The 19,659-nt window shown below is 63.1% G+C and carries 19 protein-coding genes and 1 pseudogene; 18 read left to right on the forward strand and 2 right to left on the reverse strand.

Annotation, left to right across the window (positions count from 1 at the left end):
• The first annotated feature begins 49 nt into the window (after positions 1 to 49).
• Genes Clow_RS06100 through Clow_RS06110 form a run of 3 tightly spaced genes read left to right on the forward strand, consistent with a single transcriptional unit; the run spans position 50 to position 2,657 of the window.
• A complete protein-coding gene (locus Clow_RS06100) occupies positions 50 to 1,381 on the forward strand; it encodes a homoserine dehydrogenase (RefSeq protein WP_055177799.1) in 1,332 nt (443 codons plus the stop codon).
• Between the two features lie 9 nt (positions 1,382 to 1,390).
• Entirely contained in the window at positions 1,391 to 2,320 is a 930-nt protein-coding gene (thrB, locus tag Clow_RS06105) for a homoserine kinase (RefSeq protein ID WP_055177801.1), read from the forward strand.
• Between the two features lie 37 nt (positions 2,321 to 2,357).
• Complete coding sequence (locus Clow_RS06110; RefSeq protein ID WP_156334696.1) at positions 2,358 to 2,657, forward strand: hypothetical protein; 300 nt, start codon at positions 2,358 to 2,360, stop codon at positions 2,655 to 2,657.
• A gap of 10 nt (positions 2,658 to 2,667) precedes the next feature.
• On the opposite strand, the gene Clow_RS06115 is transcribed toward Clow_RS06110, so the two are convergent.
• Together Clow_RS06115 and Clow_RS06120 are read right to left on the reverse strand one after the other, a co-directional pair.
• Positions 2,668 to 3,300, reverse strand: coding sequence for a helix-turn-helix transcriptional regulator (locus Clow_RS06115; RefSeq protein ID WP_055177805.1), 633 nt, complete (start codon positions 3,298 to 3,300; stop codon positions 2,668 to 2,670).
• 75 nt (positions 3,301 to 3,375) lie between these two features.
• Positions 3,376 to 5,052: a long-chain fatty-acid--CoA ligase gene (locus Clow_RS06120; RefSeq protein WP_055177807.1), complete on the reverse strand. Its 1,677-nt coding sequence runs from the start codon at positions 5,050 to 5,052 to the stop codon at positions 3,376 to 3,378.
• 305 nt (positions 5,053 to 5,357) lie between these two features.
• Here Clow_RS06120 and rho point away from each other — a divergent pair, with 305 nt between their 5' ends.
• The 15 genes and pseudogenes from rho (at position 5,358) to Clow_RS06195 (ending at position 19,640) form a co-directional block, all read left to right on the forward strand.
• Positions 5,358 to 7,127, forward strand: coding sequence for a transcription termination factor Rho (rho, locus tag Clow_RS06125; RefSeq protein ID WP_055177808.1), 1,770 nt, complete (start codon positions 5,358 to 5,360; stop codon positions 7,125 to 7,127).
• Position 7,128: 1 nt separating this feature from the next.
• Positions 7,129 to 8,202, forward strand: coding sequence for a peptide chain release factor 1 (gene prfA, locus Clow_RS06130; protein ID WP_055177810.1), 1,074 nt, complete (start codon positions 7,129 to 7,131; stop codon positions 8,200 to 8,202).
• Positions 8,199 to 9,029 (forward strand): peptide chain release factor N(5)-glutamine methyltransferase, encoded by an 831-nt coding sequence (gene prmC / locus Clow_RS06135; RefSeq protein ID WP_055177812.1) that lies wholly within the window; start codon positions 8,199 to 8,201, stop codon positions 9,027 to 9,029. Before prfA ends, prmC begins: the two co-directional genes overlap by 4 nt.
• A gap of 32 nt (positions 9,030 to 9,061) precedes the next feature.
• Positions 9,062 to 9,730 (forward strand): L-threonylcarbamoyladenylate synthase, encoded by a 669-nt coding sequence (locus Clow_RS06140; RefSeq protein WP_055177814.1) that lies wholly within the window; start codon positions 9,062 to 9,064, stop codon positions 9,728 to 9,730.
• Positions 9,731 to 10,805 (forward strand): annotated as a pseudogene (locus Clow_RS06145) (MraY family glycosyltransferase); the annotation flags it as partial. It lies immediately after the preceding gene.
• Positions 10,806 to 11,076: 271 nt separating this feature from the next.
• Positions 11,077 to 11,520, forward strand: coding sequence for a Cg1360 family ATP-synthase-associated protein (locus tag Clow_RS06150; protein WP_156334722.1), 444 nt, complete (start codon positions 11,077 to 11,079; stop codon positions 11,518 to 11,520).
• Between the two features lie 395 nt (positions 11,521 to 11,915).
• A complete protein-coding gene (gene atpB / locus Clow_RS06155) occupies positions 11,916 to 12,734 on the forward strand; it encodes a F0F1 ATP synthase subunit A (RefSeq protein ID WP_055177818.1) in 819 nt (272 codons plus the stop codon).
• A gap of 112 nt (positions 12,735 to 12,846) precedes the next feature.
• Entirely contained in the window at positions 12,847 to 13,089 is a 243-nt protein-coding gene (locus Clow_RS06160; RefSeq protein WP_055177819.1) for an ATP synthase F0 subunit C, read from the forward strand.
• A gap of 33 nt (positions 13,090 to 13,122) precedes the next feature.
• Positions 13,123 to 13,695, forward strand: a complete 573-nt coding sequence (locus tag Clow_RS06165) for a F0F1 ATP synthase subunit B (RefSeq protein ID WP_055177821.1) — start codon at positions 13,123 to 13,125, stop codon at positions 13,693 to 13,695.
• Between the two features lie 5 nt (positions 13,696 to 13,700).
• The gene (locus tag Clow_RS06170; RefSeq protein WP_055178030.1) at positions 13,701 to 14,510 is read left to right on the forward strand and encodes a F0F1 ATP synthase subunit delta; all 810 of its coding nucleotides are present in this window, start codon (positions 13,701 to 13,703) and stop codon (positions 14,508 to 14,510) included.
• A 50-nt stretch (positions 14,511 to 14,560) separates the two neighbouring features.
• A complete protein-coding gene (gene atpA, locus Clow_RS06175) occupies positions 14,561 to 16,201 on the forward strand; it encodes a F0F1 ATP synthase subunit alpha (protein ID WP_055177823.1) in 1,641 nt (546 codons plus the stop codon).
• A gap of 62 nt (positions 16,202 to 16,263) precedes the next feature.
• Positions 16,264 to 17,226 (forward strand): F0F1 ATP synthase subunit gamma, encoded by a 963-nt coding sequence (locus Clow_RS06180; protein WP_055177825.1) that lies wholly within the window; start codon positions 16,264 to 16,266, stop codon positions 17,224 to 17,226.
• 2 nt (positions 17,227 to 17,228) lie between these two features.
• A complete protein-coding gene (gene atpD, locus Clow_RS06185) occupies positions 17,229 to 18,680 on the forward strand; it encodes a F0F1 ATP synthase subunit beta (protein WP_055177827.1) in 1,452 nt (483 codons plus the stop codon).
• Between the two features lie 7 nt (positions 18,681 to 18,687).
• Positions 18,688 to 19,059 (forward strand): F0F1 ATP synthase subunit epsilon, encoded by a 372-nt coding sequence (locus Clow_RS06190; protein ID WP_055177829.1) that lies wholly within the window; start codon positions 18,688 to 18,690, stop codon positions 19,057 to 19,059.
• A 116-nt stretch (positions 19,060 to 19,175) separates the two neighbouring features.
• On the forward strand, positions 19,176 to 19,640 hold the full coding sequence (locus Clow_RS06195) for a DUF2550 domain-containing protein (RefSeq protein ID WP_055178031.1): 465 nt from the start codon (positions 19,176 to 19,178) through the stop codon (positions 19,638 to 19,640).
• Positions 19,641 to 19,659 lie beyond the last annotated feature (19 nt).

Here is a 19,659-nt window from a genome sequence, read left to right on the forward strand (position 1 = left end):
GTCGCTATAGTTAGCCTGAAAGGCTAAGTCACAATTTTCTGGGAGAACCATGAGCACCACCAGTGAGGTATCCGCCAAGCCGGAAGCACAGGGACGCGAGGTAGGAGTGGCCATTCTCGGCCACGGCACCGTGGGATCAGAGGTGCGCCGCCTCATGGAAGAAAACGCCCAGGACTTTGCCCATCGCATCGGCGGCCCGCTGGCGCTGCGCGGCGTGGCGGTCTCCAACCCCACCAAGCACAGCCGCACCGTGCCGGAGGAATTGCTTTTCGACGACGCGATGGAACTCATCGCCCGCGATGACGTAGACGTGGTGGTAGAGGTCATCGGCGGCATCGACTACCCGCGCCAACTGGTGCTCGCCGCTCTGAACGCCGGAAAGTCCGTGGTCACGGCCAATAAGGCCCTGGTGGCCGCGCACGCCGATGAGCTGGCCGAGGCTGCCGATAAGGCCGGGGTGGACCTGTACTTTGAGGCCGCCGTGGCCGCCGCCATCCCAGTGGTGGGTATGCTGCGCCGCTCGTTGGCGGGCGATCAGGTAGAGCGCATCTCCGGCATCGTCAATGGCACCACCAACTTTATCCTGGACGCGATGGATAACACGGGGGCTAGTTACGACAACATGCTGGCCGAGGCCACCCGCCTGGGCTACGCGGAGGCCGACCCCACCGCGGACGTCGAGGGTCACGACGCCGCCTCCAAGGCCGCCATCCTGGCTTCCCTGGGCTTTTATACCCGTGTGAACTTCTCCGATGTGCACTGCGAGGGCATTACCGGCATTACCGCCGATGACATCGAGGCTGCCAAGAATGCCGGCTACACCATCAAGTTGCTGGCCGTGTGCGAGCGCATCACGGACGCCGAGGGCACGGAGTCCGTTTCCGCCCGCGTGCACCCCACCCTCGTGCGCCGCGATCACCCCCTGGCCAGCGTGAGCGGTTCCTATAACGCGGTATTCGTGGAGGCCGAGGCCGCCGGGCGCCTGATGTTCTACGGCAATGGCGCGGGCGGTAACCCCACGGCCTCTGCGGTGCTGGGCGATCTGGTGGGCGCGGCCCGCAACAAGGTTCACGGCGGGCGCGCTCCGGAGGAGAATACCTACGCGAGTCTGCCGCTGGCGGACTTCTCCGTGGTGCCCACCCGCTACTACATCAACATGCGCGTGCGGGATCGGGCCGGAGTGCTCGCGGAACTCTCCGCTATCTGCGCCAAGCACGGTATCTCCCTGCGCACCGTGCGCCAGGAGGAGGCCGAAGAGGGCGCGCGCCTCATTCTCTTTACCCACACGGCCTCCGAGGGGGACCTCGCCACCACGGTCAAGGAGTTGGAGGCCTTTGAGGACGTCCTGGCGATCAATAGCGTGATCCGACTGGCAGAATAAGGAGCACACATGAGCACGGAATTAGAGGTAGGCCGCCGCGTTAAGGTGCGGGTGCCGGGGTCCACGGCCAATCTTGGGCCGGGTTTTGACACCCTGGGCCTGGCCGTGAGCATCTACGACACCCTGGAAGTGGAGGTGATTCCCTCCGGCCTAGAGGTGCATATCCACGGCGAGGGGGAAAACGACCTCCCCAGGGATTCCTCCAACCTCGTGGTGAAGGCCCTGCGCGCGGGCTTGAATGCCGCCGACGTCACCGCTCCCGGCCTGCGGCTGGTGTGCACCAACGTCATCCCGCAATCGCGTGGCCTGGGTTCCTCGGCCGCCGCCGCGGTGGGCGGGGTGCTGGCCGCTAACGCCCTGGCCGGTTCCCCCCTCGATGATGCCCAGCTGGTGCAGTTGGCCTCTTCCTTTGAGGGACACCCGGATAACGCCGGGGCCTCCGTACTGGGTGCCGCCGTGGTCTCCTGGACGGAGATTCCCATTGATGGCCGCTCCAAGCCCGCCTATCGCGCCGTGAGTATCCCGGTGCATGAGGGGATTAAGGCCACCGCCCTGGTACCGGACTTCCACGCCTCCACTGAGGCCATTCGCCGCGTGCTGCCCAGCCACGTCACGCATATCGACGCCCGCTTTAACGTCTCGCGCACCGCCGTACTCACCGTGGCGCTGCAAACGCACCCGGAACTCCTGTGGGAGGGCACCCGCGATCGCCTGCACCAGCCCTATCGCGCCGATGTGCTTCCGGTGACCGCCGAATGGGTGAACCGACTGCGCAACCGCGGCTATGCCGCCTATCTTTCCGGAGCAGGCCCCACGGTGATGGTGCTGCACAGCGAGCCGGTGGACCCGGAGATTCTGGCGGAGGCCAAGGCCGCCGGGCTGAGGGTGCTGGAACTTGAGGTGGCGGGGCGGCCGGAAACACAGGTGAATGGTCAGTAGGGAGCTTGAACCCGCAGAAAGGCGGGTGCTCGAAGCCATGATTCTCTGGGCTTTTGCGGAGCAAGGCCCTCAGCCTGGCCCGGAGCAGCGCCGTCTGTGGCTGGCTGCCTCGCGCGCTAGCACCGTGATCGAACAATGCGGTTGTGGCATCTGCCCCTCTATGAGGTTTTCTTCCACAGAGGGAGGCTCTCAGACGGTTTTGGGCGCGCACGATACGGCCCAGCACGCGATGGTGCTGCTCCATCTTCACGCCGATGAACTCATTGAGCTTGAGGTAGCCCCAGTGAGAGACGAGCCGATACACATGCCCAGCCCGGAGCACCTGAGCTTTAGATAGTGCTAGAGCGCTACTTCGCGGCGTCGAGAGTAACAGTGCAGGCACAGTTGGCCTGCAAGGAGAGCATGGTGGCGTCCTTGGGGGCCTCAAGGAACTCCTGGAAGAAGCCCTCGTGCATTCCGCAGACGGAGGGGTGCGGCAGCGTGGAGTCCTGGATGAAGGGGCAGGCGCGCAGGTCGAGGGCGGTGCCGTCCTCGCGCAGGGAGGGATCGAAGCCCAGGCCGCGGAGCTTTTCGATCAGCTCGGTCACTGTCCCCGTTCCCTCGGAACGAGCCCACAGGCGGCCCACCTCGCGGGCCTGCTCGGGCTTGATTGCTCCGGCCAGGTGGCGGATCATGGTGATGTATTCCTGGGCCACGGCGCGGGTATCGGCTACGCGCACCTGGTAAAGCAGGGTGGGGCGGCCGCGCCCCTTGACCGGGGCGTTGTGCTGGCTTACCGCCTGCTGGGCGATGAGTTCTTCTAAGTGGCCGCGCACCGTATTGGCGTGCATCCCCAGGCGCTCAGCGAGCTGCGTGGCGCTGGCTCCCTCGGGAAACTCGCGCAGGGTGGTGAGCACCAAGTTCTGCTTGGGGCTCAGGGCGAGGGCCTCGGGGAAGAACTCAGTGGCAGCGCGAGGGGTTTGTTGCGATGCCTGGGGCACGGAACACTCCTTGGGTACGGGGGCAGTGTTGATACGGATACGTCATTGTAACCGCCAATAGTCTCGGAGCGGAAATTACTTGGTATCGGGTTTGTGGCTGGGCCCGGGGAGGGCAATAACCTCAAACTCGCCCGCGGCGAGATGTTTGCGTAGGTCTTTTTTATCAAACTTATTCACGGAGGTCTTATCAATGCTCTTTACGAAGGTCCAGTATTCGGGGAGCATCCAATGGGGAATTGTGGTGCGTAGGCGCTCCCGCAGCAGGATCGCGGTGTCCTCGGAGGGCTCGGAATCGGCGTGCAGCACGGTGACCACCAGGGGGCGTTCACCCCATTTTTTATCGGGGTATCCGATCACGGCGGCCTCCACTACCTCGGGGGCCTCCATCACCAGATTTTCTAGGAGGGCGGAGTAAATCCATTCCCCTCCGGAGCGAATCACGTCGCGGGCGCGGTCGTGGATGGTGAGGTAACCGTCCGAGGTCACGGAGCCGACATCGCCTGTGCGCAGCCAGCCATCGGCGGTGAACTGCTCGGGGGGTTGCTCACCTGCGGGGTCGTAGTAGTGATCGGCCACGAGGTTGCCGCGCACCTGAATCTCGCCCTGGTTGCGATCGGTGGAGGAGACCACCTTGCCATCATTGACCACGCGATATTCCAAGGCCGCGGGAAAACGCCCCTGGCTGATTCGGTAGGTCCAGCGGGCCTCGCCCGATACTCCTGCGGGAGGGCGGGCCACGGTACCCACGGTGGAGGTCTCCGTCATGCCCCACACGTGAATCACGTCCACGCCGTAGCGTTCCTCCCACATGCGGATGAGGATGGGCGGGGCGGGGGAGCCGCCCACATAGATTTCCACCAGGGACATGCGCTCCGGCGGGTGGTGCAGGTAATGCACGATGAGCTGCATCCACACGGTAGGCACCCCGTGGGCTACGCGGGGGTGCGTGGTGGCGATGAGATCCGCCAAGGTGGCCGGGGAGAGATCGGAGCCGGGGAATATCAAGGGGGTACCGGCCATGAAGGCGGCGTAGGGGACTCCCCAGCTGAGCACGTGGAAGATGGGCACGCAGCACAGGAAGGATTCTCCCTCGGTGATAGCAAAGGAATCCGTGGTGCGCAGTTCCATCGACATGAGGTACATCGAGCGGTGGGAATAGGCCACGGGTTTGGCCGGGCCGGTGGTGCCGGTGGAATAACACAGGGCCGCCGCCGTGGTCTCGTCGAGGGTGGGCCACTCGTAGACGGTGGAGCGGCCGTCGAGAAGCGCCTCGTAGGAGTGAACCTCTACCGTGGCTGGCAGGCCGTGGTCCGGCAGGGGTCCCAGCCCGGTAAAGAGCACCGCACGCACGCTCGGGCAGGCCGCTAGGACCTCGCTCAGGGGAGAGGCCAGGTGCGGATCGGCCACGATGACCTCCACCTCCGCGTGATTAACGATGTGCTGAATCTGCGCGCTCATCAGATTCTTATTGAGGGGAGTAATGACCGCGCCCATAGCGGGAACGGCAAGGATTGTTTCTAGATGCTCGGCGCAATTATCCATAAAGGTCCCCACCCGCTGATCCCCGGTGATGCCGAGGTCATCATGCAAAGCGTGCGCCAGCGCCGCCGCTCGCGCCCCCACCTCGGCAAAGGTGGTGGAGTGAGCCTGGCCGTCCTCCCAGGTAGTCACCTTGGTATCCCCGTGCACGGAGGCACCGTAGGAAAGAATACTGGCGAGGGACAGCGGAATGTCCTGCATCGTGGACTGCATGAGGTCTACTCTAACCGGGAGGTGCGCACGAGGCGGGTACATCGCGGCGTGCTTTATGAGTTACACTGATTCTGGATCAATTCCGAGTGCCGTTCGGAGGGACGAAGTCGCACGGAATTGTGTGTTTCCACGAGGGCTCGTAGTTTTTGTATTCCTGCGAGAACCCCATGCTGGTACGGCCTGCTCCCCACACGCACTGCGGGGTGAGCGGCGTCGCCCTGAAATAGATTATGGAGAAACGCCTCCGGGCACCATCTGCCCCCGCTTTCTCCCCTCACTTCCGGTCAAGCGATGAAAGGACATCTGTGACCACACCGGAGAACGCCGCCCCACAGGGCGGCTCCGAGCAAAACTTGGCGGCCTTACGTATTCCCGAACTCCGGGCATTAGCTGCGCAGAGGGGACTCAAAGGAATCTCGGGACTGCGCAAATCCGAGCTGATTGATGCAATTCAAGGCCGTGGGCCGCACGGCACTCCCCGTAGCACGCCCAAGAAAACATCGGTCAAGGAGCCAGAGGCATTGGCGGAGCAGAACACACAGGAGCGGGCTCACGACGCCTCGGAGCGGGCAACGGGAGCGGGGGAGCAGGAGCGAGAAAACTCCGATAGCAACCACTACGAATCCCGTTCCGCCGCGCGCCGGGCACGGCGCAACCGCGCCCGGCAACAGCACCGCGAGGAGGGAAACGCCGAACGCACCGCCGAGAACTCCGATAAGAGCGCAGATCGGGCCACCGATCGGGCTGCGGAGAAGGGGAGAGACGGCGGCGAGCGCGAGGGGGAATACCGCGATAACAGGGAGCACCGTGGCGGGCGTGGAAACCGCCGTAATAATCGGCGCAATAATCGCCGGGGCCGCAATCACGAGGGGGGCCGCGAGCACAACGAGCCGCTGCTACCCGAGGAATTGGAGCAGGTGGCGGGCATCCTCGACGTCGTGGATAACAACGTGGCCTTCCTGCGCACCACCGGCTATCACCCCTCCTCCGCGGACGTGTACGTGAGCAGCCAGCTCATCCGCAAGTGCGGGCTGCGCGGTGGCGACGCCATCGTGGGGCAGGTCAAGCAGGGCCAGACTCAGACCAGGGGGCACGGGCGCAACAAGCAGAAGTACAACAACCTGGTGCGGGTGGACACCGTCAACGGCATGACCGTGGACGAGGCCCGCCAGCGCCCCAACTTTGCCAAGCTCACCCCGCTGTATCCCAACCAGCGCCTGCGCCTGGAGACGGAGCAGAAGATCCTCACCACCCGCGTGATTGATCTGATTATGCCCATCGGTAAGGGGCAGCGCGCGCTCATCGTTTCCCCGCCCAAGGCCGGTAAGACCACGATTCTGCAAAACGTGGCCAACGCGATTTCCACCAATAACCCCGAGTGTTACCTCATGGTGGTGCTGGTGGACGAGCGCCCGGAGGAGGTCACGGACATGCAGCGCTCCGTGAACGGCGAGGTCATCGCCTCTACCTTCGATCGTCCCCCGAGCGAGCACACCGCCGTGGCCGAGCTGGCCATCGAGCGCGCCAAGCGCCTGGTGGAGCAGGGCCGCGATGTGGTGGTGCTGCTGGATTCCATCACCCGCCTGGGCCGCGCCTATAACAATTCCTCCCCGGCCTCGGGCCGTATCCTCTCCGGTGGTGTGGATTCCAACGCGCTCTATCCGCCCAAGCGCTTCCTGGGTGCCGCCCGCAATATCGAAAATGGCGGCAGCCTCACCATCATCGCCACCGCGATGGTGGAGACGGGCTCGGCGGGTGACACCGTGATCTTCGAGGAGTTCAAGGGCACCGGCAACGCGGAGCTGAAACTGGACCGCAAGATTTCCGAGCGTCGGGTATTCCCCGCTGTGGACGTGGGCCCCTCGGGCACCCGCAAGGACGAGCTTCTGCTCGCCCCGGAGGAGGCCCGCCTGGTGCACAAGTTGCGGCGTATTCTGGCGGCACTGGATAACCAGCAGGCCATTGACCTGTTGATGAAGCAGCTGAAAAAGACGAAGAATAACGGCGAGTTCCTCATGCAGGTGGCTTCCTCTGCACCGATGGCCGCGCGCGATGAAGAGGAGGATTATTCCTAAGATGGCGGATCAGGTTTCAGCCGTCGATGATGTGCTCTCCGAGTACCAGGGCATCGAGGCGCAGATGGCCGATCCCGAGGTGATTGGGGATCAGGCGCAGTTCCGTAAGCTCTCCAAGCGCTATACCCAGCTTCAACCCATCGTGAAGGTGGCCACCGACCTAGAGCAGGTGCGCGCAGACTTGGAGGACGCCCGCGAGATGGCGCGGGAGGACCGAGAGTTCGCCGCCGAGGCCGAGCGCCTAGAGGCCAGTGCGGTGGAGTTGGAGGAAAAACTTGCCGATCTCCTTGCACCGCGCGACCCCCACGATGGAGATGACATCATCATGGAGATTAAGGCCGGTGCGGGTGGCGAGGAGGCCGCGCTCTTCGCGGGTGACCTGGTGCGCATGTACGAGAAGTACGCGGACAAGCACGAGTTCACCTACGAGATTCTGGGGCTTGCGGAGTCCGACCTCGGCGGAGTCAAGGACATGACCTTGTCTATCCGTGCTAAGAACCCCTCCCGCGATGGCGCGTGGAGCGTATTCAAGTTCGAGGGCGGCGTGCACCGCGTGCAGCGCGTTCCTGTCACCGAGTCCCAGGGGCGTATCCAGACCTCCGCCGCGGGCGTGCTGGTCTACCCCGAACCCGACGAGGTGGAGCAGGTGGAGATCGACGATAAGGACATCCGCGTGGACGTCTATCGTTCCTCCGGCAAGGGCGGCCAGGGTGTGAATACCACCGACTCCGCCGTGCGCATCACCCACCTGCCCACGGGGCTGGTGGTGACCTGTCAGAAGGAGCGCTCGCAGATTCAAAACAAGGCCCGCGCCATGCAGGTGCTGGCCGCGCGTTTGCAGCAGCTCAAGGAGGATGAGGCCGAGGCCCAGGCCGCCGAGGGTCGCGCCAAGCAGGTGCGCACGATGGATCGCTCCGAGCGCATCCGCACCTATAATTGGCCGGAAAACCGCATCTCCGATCACCGCATTGGCTTCAAGGCCAATAACCTGGATCAGGTGCTCGACGGCAACCTCGACGATCTCTTCACCGCCTTGCAGGCCGCCGAGCGCGCCGAGCGCCTAGAGCCAGAATGACCCTGCGCGAGGACATCGCCCGCGCCCGCGAGATATTGGCGGGAGCGGGGGTGGAAAGCCCGGAGGTGGATGCGCGGGAACTCGCCGCGCATCTGCTGGGGTGCTCCCCCTTGGAGGTCACCCTGCGGGCAGCCGAGACCCCTCCCGGTTATTGGGAGCTGGTGGAGCGCCGCGCCCGCCGCGAGCCATTGCAATACATCCTGGGCCAGGCCGCCTTCGGCCCGCTGAGCCTGGCCGTGGGGCCGGGGGTGTTCATTCCACGCCCGGAAACCGAGGTGCTGGCGGATTGGGCGGTGCGGGGGCTGCGCGGCGTCGATAAGCCCCTGGTGATCGACTTGTGTACCGGTTCCGGCGCGCTGGCCGCCTATATCGTGCACCAGCGTGGCGACGCCCAGGTGGTTGCCGTGGAGCGCAGCCCCGAGGCTGCCGCGTGGGCGCGGCGCAACCTTGAACCCCTGGGCGTGGAACTGCGCCTGGGGGACGCCACCGACCCCGCCCTGCTGGCTGACCTGGCAGGAAAGGCACACGCGGTGGTGAGTAATCCTCCTTACGTGCCGGAATCCGAGGGATTACCGGCGGAGATTTATCACGATCCACACGAGGCGGTATTTGCCGGAGCGGACGGCATGAGCGTGATTAATCGCCTGGTTGGCCCCGCCGCGGCGCTGCTGCGGCCAGGCGGATTACTCGGCATTGAGCACGACGACACCACGGCGCTGGCTGTGGCGGAGTTGGTGGCGGGGTTGCCTCTGATGAGCCCACCAGAGCCTCTGCGCGACCTCTCCGGTAGGGATCGGTTTGTGATAGCGGGTAAGCTCAACAACTGATCTATTTGCCGTCAATCCAAAGGGGAAGCCTCATGGGGGCCATTGCTAGTTGTATGGACGCCCGCACTCGTGCCCAGGTGATTGCCTCCGCAGCCCAGAGCGCGAAGGCAGGCAACCTCGTGGTCATGCCCACGGATACCCTCTATGGCATCGGAGCGGATGCCTTTAATAACGAGGCCGTGGCGGCTCTCTTGGCAGCAAAAAAGCGCGGCCCCGATTATCCGGTGCCAGTGCTGGTGGGCTCCTGGGATACCATCGCGGGGCTCACCTCCTCCCTGAGCGATTCCGCGCGCACGCTGGTGGAGGCCTTTTGGCCTGGAGGACTTTCCCTCGTGGTGCCGCAGGCTCCCTCTTTGCCCTGGAACCTGGGCGATACGCATGGTTCCGTGATGCTGCGTATGCCGAATCACCCCGTGGCTCTGCAATTGCTGCGCGAGGTTGGCCCGATGGCCGTTTCCTCGGCCAATCTCCACGGGCATCAACCGCCCGTCACCGCCCAGGAGGCCCAACGGCAACTGGGCGATGCGGTGGAAACCTATCTTGACGCCGGACGGGCCACGGTGGGGGAGCCCTCGACGATCGTCGATCTCACCGCAGTCACGCCGAAAATCCTGCGCGAAGGTGCGGTGAGCGCCGAGGCGATAGCCGAGGTGCTGGGCCTTGGAGCGGCGGAGATACGCGGCTCGGAGGGAACCGCTTAGATGGGGGTGGGCGTGGAGGGAGTGCCGCTGCGCGAGTTGGGGCTGGTGATCCTGGTGGCCGCCGCGGTGACCTTTCTGAGCACCGGGGCCGTGCGCTCCCTCGTGCTGCGCTCGGGGCGGGTGGCCGAGGTGCGCGCCCGCGACGTGCATACGCAACCCACGCCGAGCTTGGGCGGGGTGGCGATGTTTACCGGCTTCCTTTCCGCCGTGTTAGTGGCCAATCAACTGCCCGCGCTCACCCGTGGCTTCATGCCGGTGACCCCGGAGATGAATGCCGTGGTGTGGGCCGGGGCCGCCATCGTGTTGGTGGGAATCGTCGATGATCTCTATGAGCTCGATGCCGTGACCAAGCTCATCGGCCAGTCGCTGAGCGCGGTGGTGATGAGCCTGCTGGGCCTTTCCTGGACTCTGCTTTATCTTCCCGTGGGGGAGGGAACCACGGTGGTTCTCGACCAAGTCCAGTCTGTAGTCTTGACTACCTTCCTCACTGTGCTGCTCATCAACGCCCTGAACTTCGTCGATGGGCTCGATGGGCTCGCCGCGGGCCTGGGCATGATTGCGGGCGGGGCCATTCTGGTTTTCTCGCTCACCGTGCTCCATGACCAAGGGGGCACCGTGGCCGCATATCCGCCGGCGATTATTGCGGCGGGCCTGGTGGGCATGTGTGCGGGATTTCTACCGCATAACTTTGAGCCCTCCCGCATCTTCATGGGGGATTCCGGCTCCATGCTCATCGGCCTGCTCTTAGCGGCGGCCTCCACCTCGGCCTCGGGCAAGATCAATATGTCCCTGTATGGGGCGGTGGACGTGGTGGCCCTGATGAGTCCTCTTATCGTGGTGCTTGCGGCGGTATTCGTGCCGGTATTGGACCTGGTGCTGGCGGTGGTGCGCCGCCTGGCTAAGGGGCAATCGCCCTTCGCTGCTGACAGGCTCCACCTGCACCACCGGCTGCTCTCCCTGGGGCACACGCATCGCCGCACGGTATTGGTGCTCTACCTGTGGGTTTCCGTGGTGGCCTTTGGGGCGGTGTCCTTCTCTGTCGTACCCGCGGGGGTGGCGCTCATCGGCACGGCGGTGGCCCTGCTGCTGGCGGCGGGGATCACCTTTATTCCGTTGCGGTGGCGGCGGCGTTATGGGCAGCGTGGAGGGGTTCGCTCGGGGGTGCGGCGTGATGGGATGGGGGAGCAGGATTCTTCTGTTTCCGTCTCTGCCTCCGTGGCTGACGGCTTGCATGATGGCATGGACACCGGCTCTGGTGCAGGTTCTTAAGGTGGGGCTTGTGCTGGCTCGCATACCGAGGATTAAAGGGGGCGTCGAGGTGGGTAAACTCGGCGGACGTGAGTGATGTGCAAGAAGAAAACTTTGATGATCCGCGCCGCCCGCTCTTGCGTGCCCTGCGCCTGGGAAGCCTGGCCCTGGTGGCGATCACCGTGATCTCTTTGGCCCTGTGGGGTTGGCTGGCCGGAGGCCCGGGGCTGTGGGGAGTGCTCATCGGGGCGTTGCTGGGGGGAAGTTTCGTGCTGATGACGGTGCTCAGTGTGCTCCTGACCTCCAAGACCTCTCCGAGTACGACCGGGGCGGTGGTGCTGGGCGGATGGCTGCTGAAACTGGTGGTGACCATGCTGGTGATGTGGGCGATCTCCGATATGGAGTTCTACGATCGCTGGGCTTTGCTCGTCACCGTGGTAGTGGTGCTCGTGGTGGTATTGGCTAGTGAGACCTGGGAGGTTATCACCTCGCGCGTGACGTACACGAGTACTCCCGCTGCTCCTCCCGCGGCGGACTCCTGAGCTGGATCTCACTTTTGAGCGGAACCCCATTCCTGGGTGGCGCTGCATTCTCGGGTGGAATCTAGCATGGGGGGAGAGGGGGATCGGGTGGGGGCAGAAAGGTCCGGGGATACCTGCGCTGATCCGGGGGATTCTGTAAACCACCCAATAACGGGGGTGAAGCCGGATAAGTGAATTACCCACATACCTGATACGATGTAGCGCGGGTAACCCGGCCATCGTTTCCCAGGCGGTTTTTGGCTGCTCAAGGATGCGAGGTCCTACCCCTGGTTTCGTGTCGTAGACGTGCGACGGAGTCCACGGCGAAATCAGTGAGCATGTAAGACGTCCATCGCACCGTGGGAGTTCGTCTCCCCACGGCCCGAACACGGGAGAGATCGCTGAGCGTTACAACTTTGGCCTTTAAAGGCGAGTTTCACCCGCCTTCACTGGATCACGAATTCTTCCCGGGGCATGCGAATGAGGATGGCGATGTCGTCAACATGTGGTTGACCGGCTTCGCTAACGACTGGTTCGCGCTAGACCGTCTGATGTTCATCCGCCTTTTGATGGCGGCTATCGTTGCACTCTTTTTCGTCATAGCCATGCGGAACCCCAAGCTGGTTCCGTCTGGATTGCAGAACTTTGCGGAGATCTGCCTGGACTTCGTGCGGATTCACATTGCTGAGGACATCCTGGGCAAGAAGGAAGGGCGTCGTTTCCTTCCCTTCATTGCCACGGTATTCTTCCTCGTTTTCGCAATGAACCTCCCCGCCGTCATTCCGGGCCTCAACGTCTCGCCTAATGCTCGCATCGGCATGCCGCTGGTGTTGGCCGTTGCGGGTTACGTGGTGTTTATCTACGCGGGTGCGAAGCGCTACGGATTCTTCAAGTTTGTGAAGTCCTCCGTGGTGATCCCGAACTTGCCTCCGCTCCTCCACATTTTGGTGGTGCCGATCGAGTTCTTCTCCACCTTCATCCTGCGTCCTGCCACGCTCACTATTCGTCTCATGGCGAATATGCTGGCCGGTCACATGATTCTGGTTCTGCTGTTCTCCGCCACGAACTTCTTTTTCTTCCAGTTCAATGGTTGGACGGCTATGTCGGCTGTGACCCTCGTTGCCGCCGTCGCGTTTACGCTCTTCGAGCTACTGGTCATCTTCTTGCAGGCGTATATCTTCGCTCTGCTCTCGGCCTTGTATATCGAATTGTCGTTGCATGCAGATGAACACTGATCCTTATCGTCCCGGTCAGGGACGGCCCTAACCCCACACACTTCTCGCCCGACCACAGAAATGCCTTGGATTACCAGCTGGGGCCGGGCAAAACGAAAGGGAAAGACTAGAAATGCAAGACATCATCCTCGTTGCCGCTGACGAAGCTGCTAAGGCCACCGGTTACGGTGCCATCGGCTACGGCCTGGCCGCCATTGGCCCCGGTATCGGTATCGGTATCCTCGTGGGCAAGGCCCTGGAGGGCATGGCACGCCAGCCCGAGATGGCCGGTCAGCTGCGCACCACGATGTTCCTGGGCATCGCCTTCACCGAGGCCCTCGCCCTCATCGGCCTCGTTGCCGGCTTCATCCTGTAATAAGTCAGCCACGAAACGAAGGGTCACTTACAGATGACGAACGTCTTAAGCGTTCTGGCGGCGGAAGGCAACGGCGTATTGCCGATGTCTGAGGGCAATAACCCCATGCTGCCCATGCCGTATGACATCTTCTGGTCCGCCGTTTGCTTCATTGTTGTGCTGGTGCTTTTTTGGAAGCTCGTTCTTCCGAAGTTCCAGGAGGTTCTGACCGAGCGCGAGGACCGGATTCAAGGTGGAATCCAGCGCGCTGAGGCCGCACAGGCGGAAGCCAAGGCGGCTCTGGAGAAGTACAACGCCCAGCTTTCCGACGCCCGTGCGGAGGCCGCGGAGATCCGCGAGCAGGCCCGCGAGCGCGGCAAGCAGATCGAAGCCGAGCTGAAGGCTCAGGCGACGGAGGAATCCAACCGCATCATCGAGTCCGGCGAGAAGCAGCTTCAGGCTTCCCGCCAGCAGGTGATTACCGAGCTGCGTCAGGAGATGGGGCAGAACTCCATCAGCCTGGCTGAGAAGCTGCTCGGCGGCGAGCTTTCCGAGTCCACCAAGCGTTCGGGCACCATCGACGCCTTCCTGGCGGACCTCGATTCCGTTGCCCCGGCAGGAAAGTGAGCGATATGCACGCAGCGAGCCGCACAGCATTGGCAGAGGTAGCACGAAGCCTGGATACGCAGATCTCTGGTTCCGTCGTCACGGCGGCAACCCTGGGTGCCGAGCTTTTTGACACCGTTGAGTTCCTTGACGATAACCGTGGGCTGCGCGTGGCGGTGGCGGAGGCTTCCTCTACCCCTGAGCAGCGCCAAGGCCTGATGAACGACGTTTTTCAGGGCAAGGTTGCTGAGGCCACGATGACGGTGCTCAAGGACGCAGCCGGAGCACGCTGGTCTACCCCGCGTGAGTTTCGCACGGGTCTGGTGGTCTTGGGCCGCAGGGCATTGCTGCGGGGCGCGGAGATCGAAGGCACGCTGGAACAGGTGGAGGGCGAGCTCTTTGAGCTCAGCCGTCTCCTGGAACGCCACCCGGAATTGACGCAGCTGCTCTCGGAGCGCGCCGTGGCGCGTTCCCGAAAGCGCGGATTGCTGGCCAACGTGCTCTACGGGAAGGTGAGCAAGTACACCGAGGCGCTGGCGCTTCAGGTGATCGGCCGCCCGGAGCATAACCCGATTGACGATATTGCGGCTTTGGCCTCTGAGGCTGCGCAGCTGCGCGGCCGCGTGGTGGCCAAGGTGACGTCGGCTGGCCCGCTGAGCGCGGAGCAGCAGCAGGCGCTCGCCCAGAAGCTGGGACGCATTTACGGCAACGAGATGGACGTGTTTGCTGAGGTGGATGAATCCCTCCTCGGCGGCATGATTATCCGGGTGGGCGATGAGCGCATTGATGGCTCTACCGCTGGCAAGATCCGCAGGCTGCGCGCCCAGCTGGCCTAGGATCAGAGAAAATTGACGATTTGCACGATTCAACCGAGAGCAGGAAGAACATGGCGGAGCTGACGATCTCCTCCGATGAGATTCGTAGCGCGATAGCGAACTACACCTCGAGCTTCTCCGCGGAGGCCTCCCGTGAGGAGGTCGGCGTGGTCATTTCCACCGCTGACGGCATTGCCCAGGTTTCGGGCCTGCCTTCCGCGATGACCAATGAGCTGCTTGAGTTCCCCGGCGGCGTGATTGGCGTCGCGCAGAACCTCGAAACCGATTCCATCGGCGTAGTGGTTCTGGGTAACTTCGAGTCCCTCAAGGAGGGCGACGAGGTCACGAGGACCGGCGAGGTCCTGTCCATTCCGGTCGGTGACGAGTTCCTCGGCCGCGTAATCAACCCCCTGGGGCACCCCATCGACGGCCTCGGCGCCATTAACGCCGAGGAAAACCGCGTGCTGGAACTTCAGGCCCCCACGGTGCTGCAACGTCAGCCCGTGGAGGAGCCGATGCAGACCGGTATTAAGGCCATCGACGCGATGACGCCGATCGGCCGCGGTCAGCGTCAGCTGATTATTGGTGACCGTAAGACGGGCAAGACGGCCGTCTGCATTGACACCATCTTGAACCAGAAGGCCAACTGGGAGTCCGGCGATAAGAACAAGCAGGTGCGCTGCATCTACGTGGCCGTGGGGCAGAAGGGCTCCACGATTGCCGCCGTGCGCCGCACCCTGGAAGAGAAGGGCGCCCTGGAGTACACCACCATCGTGGCTGCTCCGGCTTCCGACGCCGCCGGCTTCAAGTGGCTCGCCCCCTTCGCCGGTGCGGCCCTGGGCCAGCACTGGATGTATCAGGGCAATCACGTTCTGGTGATTTACGATGATCTGACCAAGCAGGCCGAGGCGTACCGCGCCATCTCCCTGCTGCTGCGTCGTCCTCCGGGACGCGAGGCTTACCCCGGCGACGTGTTCTACCTGCACTCTCGCCTCCTGGAGCGCGCTGCGAAGCTCTCCGATGAGATGGGTGCTGGCTCCATGACGGCTCTGCCGATCATCGAGACCAAGGCGAACGACGTGTCCGCCTTCATCCCGACCAACGTGATCTCCATTACCGATGGTCAGGTGTTCCTGGAATCCGATCTGTTCAACCAGGGTGTGCGCCCGGCTATTAACGTCGGTGTGTCCGTGTCCCGCGTGGGTGGTGCGGCTCAGACCAAGGGCATGAAGAAGGTTGCCGGCTCGCTGCGTCTGGATCTCGCGGCTTACCGCGACCTGGAGGCCTTTGCCACCTTCGCCTCTGACCTCGATGCTGCCTCCAAGGCGCAGCTTGAGCGTGGTCAGCGACTGGTGGAGCTGTTGAAGCAGCCGGAGAGCTCCCCGCAGCCGGTGGAATACCAGATGGTTTCCATCTGGCTGGCCGGTGAAGGCGTCTTTGACGTCGTTCCGGTGGCCGATGTGCGCCGCTTCGAGGCGGAGCTTCAGGAGTACCTCCAGGCCAATGCCCCGCAGGTCTTTGACCAGATCAACGGCGGTGCGGCGCTGAGCGATGAGTCCAAGCAGACGCTGCTCGCGGCGGCTCAGGACTTCACCGCTTCCTTCCGCACCAGCGACGGCACGCCCGTTATCAACGAGCCCGAGGTTGACGCCCTGGATTCTTCCGAGGTGAAGAAGAATCAGCTCAACGTCTCCCGCTCCACGACGGCGTAAGTAAACGGAGATGATTCCGATTACGATGACCGTCATCAAGCAAGAAGGGAGGAGGGTGTTCCATGGCTAATCTTCGAGAACTGCGCGACCGTATTCGGTCCGTTAATTCCACCAAGAAGATCACCAAGGCCCAGGAGCTGATCGCTACCTCGCGCATCACCAAGGCGCAGGGCCGCGTGCAGGCCGCCGCGCCGTATGCGACGGAGATTCAAAGCGTGGTGGAGCGGCTTGCCGCGGCGAGCTCGCTCGATCACCCGATGCTCCGCAAGCGTGAAAACGGCAAGGTTGCGGCCGTCCTGGTGGTGACCTCGGATCGCGGCATGTGTGGTGGTTATAACCACAACGTGCTCAAGAAGGCCGCCGAGCTGACCCGCATGCTGGAGGATAGCGGTTACGAGGTTGTGCGCTTTGTGACCGGTACCAAGGGCATCGGCTACTACGAGTTCCGCGACGAGCCCGTTGCAGGATCGTGGGCAGGGTTCTCCCAGGACCCCAGCTGGGACGCCACTCACGATGTGCGTCGGCACATCGTGGAGGGATTCTTGGCCGGTTCCATGGGCGAGGTCAAGGGCCGTGAGGGAGTATCCGACATTCACGGCTTTGACCAGGTACACGTGGTGTACACCGAGTTTGTGTCCATGCTGACGCAGACGGCGCGTGCTCACCAGTTGCTACCCATCGAGCCGGTTTTTGAGGATGTTCCGATCGAGCAGGGCGAGGACATGCTTTCCTCGGCAGGAACGGCCGAGCCGGATTACGAGTTCGAGCCGGATCCAGACACCCTGTTGGAGGCGTTGCTGCCCAAGTACGTCTCGCGCAGCCTGTTTTCGATTTTCCTCGAAGCAGCCGCTGCGGAATCGGCCTCGCGCCGTACCGCCATGAAGTCTGCTACTGATAACGCCACCGCGTTGGTCAACGATCTTTCCCGCGTTGCCAACCAGGCTCGCCAGGCGCAGATTACCCAGGAAATCACAGAGATCGTCGGTGGCGCTGGCGCGCTCGCCGAAAGCGGAGAAAGTGACTAATTATGAGTACAGCTCTCAATGAGCACAATGCACAGCAGGCGACTACCGCCGGCCGTGTTGTGCGCGTCATCGGTGCTGTCGTCGATGTGGAGTTTCCACGCGGCGAACTCCCGGCGTTGTACAACGCGCTGACGGTCGAGGTTACCCTCGAAGCAGTTGCTAAGACCATCACCCTGGAGGTCGCTCAGCACCTGGGCGATAACCTCGTGCGCACCATCGCTATGGCCCCCACCGACGGTCTCATCCGTGGTGCGGAGGTCGTCGATAGCGGTCGGCCGATCTCCGTGCCGGTGGGCGACGTGATCAAGGGCCACGTGTTCAACGCACTGGGCGATTGCCTGGACGCACCGGAGATCAACAACGATGCCGATGTGGAGCGTTGGGGTATCCACCGCGATCCGCCCCCCTTCGATCAGTTGGAGGGCAAGACCGAGATCCTGGAAACGGGCATCAAGGTTATTGACCTGCTGACCCCGTACGTGAAGGGCGGTAAGATCGGCCTCTTCGGCGGTGCCGGTGTGGGCAAGACGGTGCTCATCCAGGAGATGATTACCCGTATCGCCCGCGAGTTCTCCGGTACCTCCGTGTTCGCCGGTGTGGGTGAGCGTACCCGTGAGGGCACCGACCTCTTCCTGGAAATGGAGGAGATGGGTGTGCTTCAGGATACGGCCCTCGTGTTCGGCCAGATGGACGAGCCGCCGGGAGTCCGTATGCGCGTGGCCCTGTCCGGTCTGACGATGGCGGAGTACTTCCGCGATGTTCAGCACCAGGACGTGCTGCTCTTCATCGACAACATCTTCCGCTTCACCCAGGCCGGTTCCGAGGTGTCCACGCTGCTGGGCCGTATGCCCTCCGCCGTGGGTTACCAGCCCACCCTGGCCGATGAGATGGGTGTGCTCCAGGAGCGCATTACCTCCACCAAGGGTAAGTCGATTACCTCGCTCCAGGCCGTGTACGTGCCTGCGGACGACTACACCGACCCCGCTCCGGCCACCACCTTCGCCCACCTGGACGCCACCACGGAGCTTGACCGTTCCATCGCGTCCAAGGGTATTTACCCGGCCGTGAACCCGCTGACCTCCACCTCTCGTATTCTGGAGCCCTCCATCGTGGGTGAGCGTCACTACGAGGTGGCTCAGCGCGTCATTAATATCTTGCAGAAGAATAAGGAATTGCAGGATATTATCGCCATTCTGGGTATGGACGAGCTCTCCGAGGAAGATAAGATCACGGTGCAGCGTGCCCGCCGCATCCAGCGCTTCCTGGGCCAGAACTTCTTTGTGGCCCAGAAGTTCACCGGCGATCCGGGTTCCTACGTCCCGCTGACCGAGACGATCGACGCCTTCGAGCGCATCTGCAACGGTGAGTTTGACGCTTATCCGGAGCAGGCATTCAGCAACCTGGGTGGTCTTGAGGACGTCGAGGCCGCTTACAAGAAGCTGACCGAGAAGTAGGAGAGTCATGGCTGACATCACCGTAGAACTGGTCTCTGTGGAGAAGATGCTGTGGGCCGGTTCGGCCACCATCGTGACGGCTGAGACCACCGAGGGTGAGATCGGCGTGCTTCCCGGCCATGAGCCGATGCTCGGCCAGCTGGTCGAGAACGGCGTGGTCACCATCCGCCCCGTGGAAGGTGATCGCCTCGTGGCCGCTGTCCAGGGTGGCTTCCTCTCCGTATCGGCGGAAAAGGTCATTATCCTTGCCGATTACGCGGTGTGGGCCACCGAGGTGGATAGCGCCGCCGCGGAGGCAGAGCTGGGTGCGCAGGATGAACTCGTGCGCAGTCGAGCGGAGGCCGCGCTGAAGGCGCAGCGTCGCTTGGCCCAGGCATAGCCTCTTCACACCTTCTCATTAAAAAGCCCTTCTGCGGTTCGCCCGCGGGAGGGCTTTTTAGTACAATTCACCTCATTATATTTGCTGGTTATGGCGGGAAAAGAGGTGTGTACCGCGTGGATTCTATCGCCCTGTGGTTGGTCGTGGTTCTCGTCGGCGGCGTGGGGTGCTTAGCGGCCTGGCGTTTCTTTGGTCTCCGCTCCCGTGGCACCACCGTGATTCTCCGGCGTCTCCCCGCCACGGGAACGCATGGTTGGCGTCATGGGCTTGTTCGTTATGAGGGTGAGGAGCTGCGGTATTACAAGCTGCGTTCCCTGGCCCCGGTGGCGGACACGATCTTTGACCGTCAAGCTCTCAGCCTTGCCTCGCAGCGCGATCTCAGCGCGCGCGAGGCTTCTTTTATGGCCGAGGGGATGCGGGTGCTCGAACTCAAGCACGGCAATGAATCCTGGGAAATAGCGGTGGATCTTCGCACGGAGATGGCCCTGCGGGCCTGGCTGGAATCGGCTCCCGACGCGCGCCAGGAGCGCCCTGATTACCGGATGCTTAAGCGCCGCATTACCCACCTGCGGCGTCGTTAAGCCTCTCGGATAGGGTTGG

The sequence above is a fragment of the Corynebacterium lowii genome (assembly GCF_001412085.1).
Lineage (GTDB): Bacteria > Actinomycetota > Actinomycetes > Mycobacteriales > Mycobacteriaceae > Corynebacterium > Corynebacterium lowii.

What these genes read in the sequence shown, in the direction of transcription:
- Clow_RS06100 (WP_055177799.1), top strand. Translation starts at nt 50, where the DNA reads ATGAGCACCACCAGTGAGGTATCCGCCAAGCCGGAAGCACAGGGACGC.
- thrB (WP_055177801.1), top strand. Translation starts at nt 1,391, where the DNA reads ATGAGCACGGAATTAGAGGTAGGCCGCCGCGTTAAGGTGCGGGTGCCG.
- Clow_RS06110 (WP_156334696.1), top strand. Translation starts at nt 2,358, where the DNA reads ATGATTCTCTGGGCTTTTGCGGAGCAAGGCCCTCAGCCTGGCCCGGAG.
- Clow_RS06120 (WP_055177807.1), bottom strand. Translation starts at nt 5,052, where the DNA reads ATGCAGTCCACGATGCAGGACATTCCGCTGTCCCTCGCCAGTATTCTT.
- prfA (WP_055177810.1), top strand. Translation starts at nt 7,129, where the DNA reads ATGGCGGATCAGGTTTCAGCCGTCGATGATGTGCTCTCCGAGTACCAG.
- prmC (WP_055177812.1), top strand. Translation starts at nt 8,199, where the DNA reads ATGACCCTGCGCGAGGACATCGCCCGCGCCCGCGAGATATTGGCGGGA.
- Clow_RS06140 (WP_055177814.1), top strand. Translation starts at nt 9,062, where the DNA reads ATGGGGGCCATTGCTAGTTGTATGGACGCCCGCACTCGTGCCCAGGTG.
- Clow_RS06160 (WP_055177819.1), top strand. Translation starts at nt 12,847, where the DNA reads ATGCAAGACATCATCCTCGTTGCCGCTGACGAAGCTGCTAAGGCCACC.
- Clow_RS06165 (WP_055177821.1), top strand. Translation starts at nt 13,123, where the DNA reads ATGACGAACGTCTTAAGCGTTCTGGCGGCGGAAGGCAACGGCGTATTG.
- Clow_RS06170 (WP_055178030.1), top strand. Translation starts at nt 13,701, where the DNA reads ATGCACGCAGCGAGCCGCACAGCATTGGCAGAGGTAGCACGAAGCCTG.
- atpA (WP_055177823.1), top strand. Translation starts at nt 14,561, where the DNA reads ATGGCGGAGCTGACGATCTCCTCCGATGAGATTCGTAGCGCGATAGCG.
- Clow_RS06180 (WP_055177825.1), top strand. Translation starts at nt 16,264, where the DNA reads ATGGCTAATCTTCGAGAACTGCGCGACCGTATTCGGTCCGTTAATTCC.
- atpD (WP_055177827.1), top strand. Translation starts at nt 17,229, where the DNA reads ATGAGTACAGCTCTCAATGAGCACAATGCACAGCAGGCGACTACCGCC.
- Clow_RS06190 (WP_055177829.1), top strand. Translation starts at nt 18,688, where the DNA reads ATGGCTGACATCACCGTAGAACTGGTCTCTGTGGAGAAGATGCTGTGG.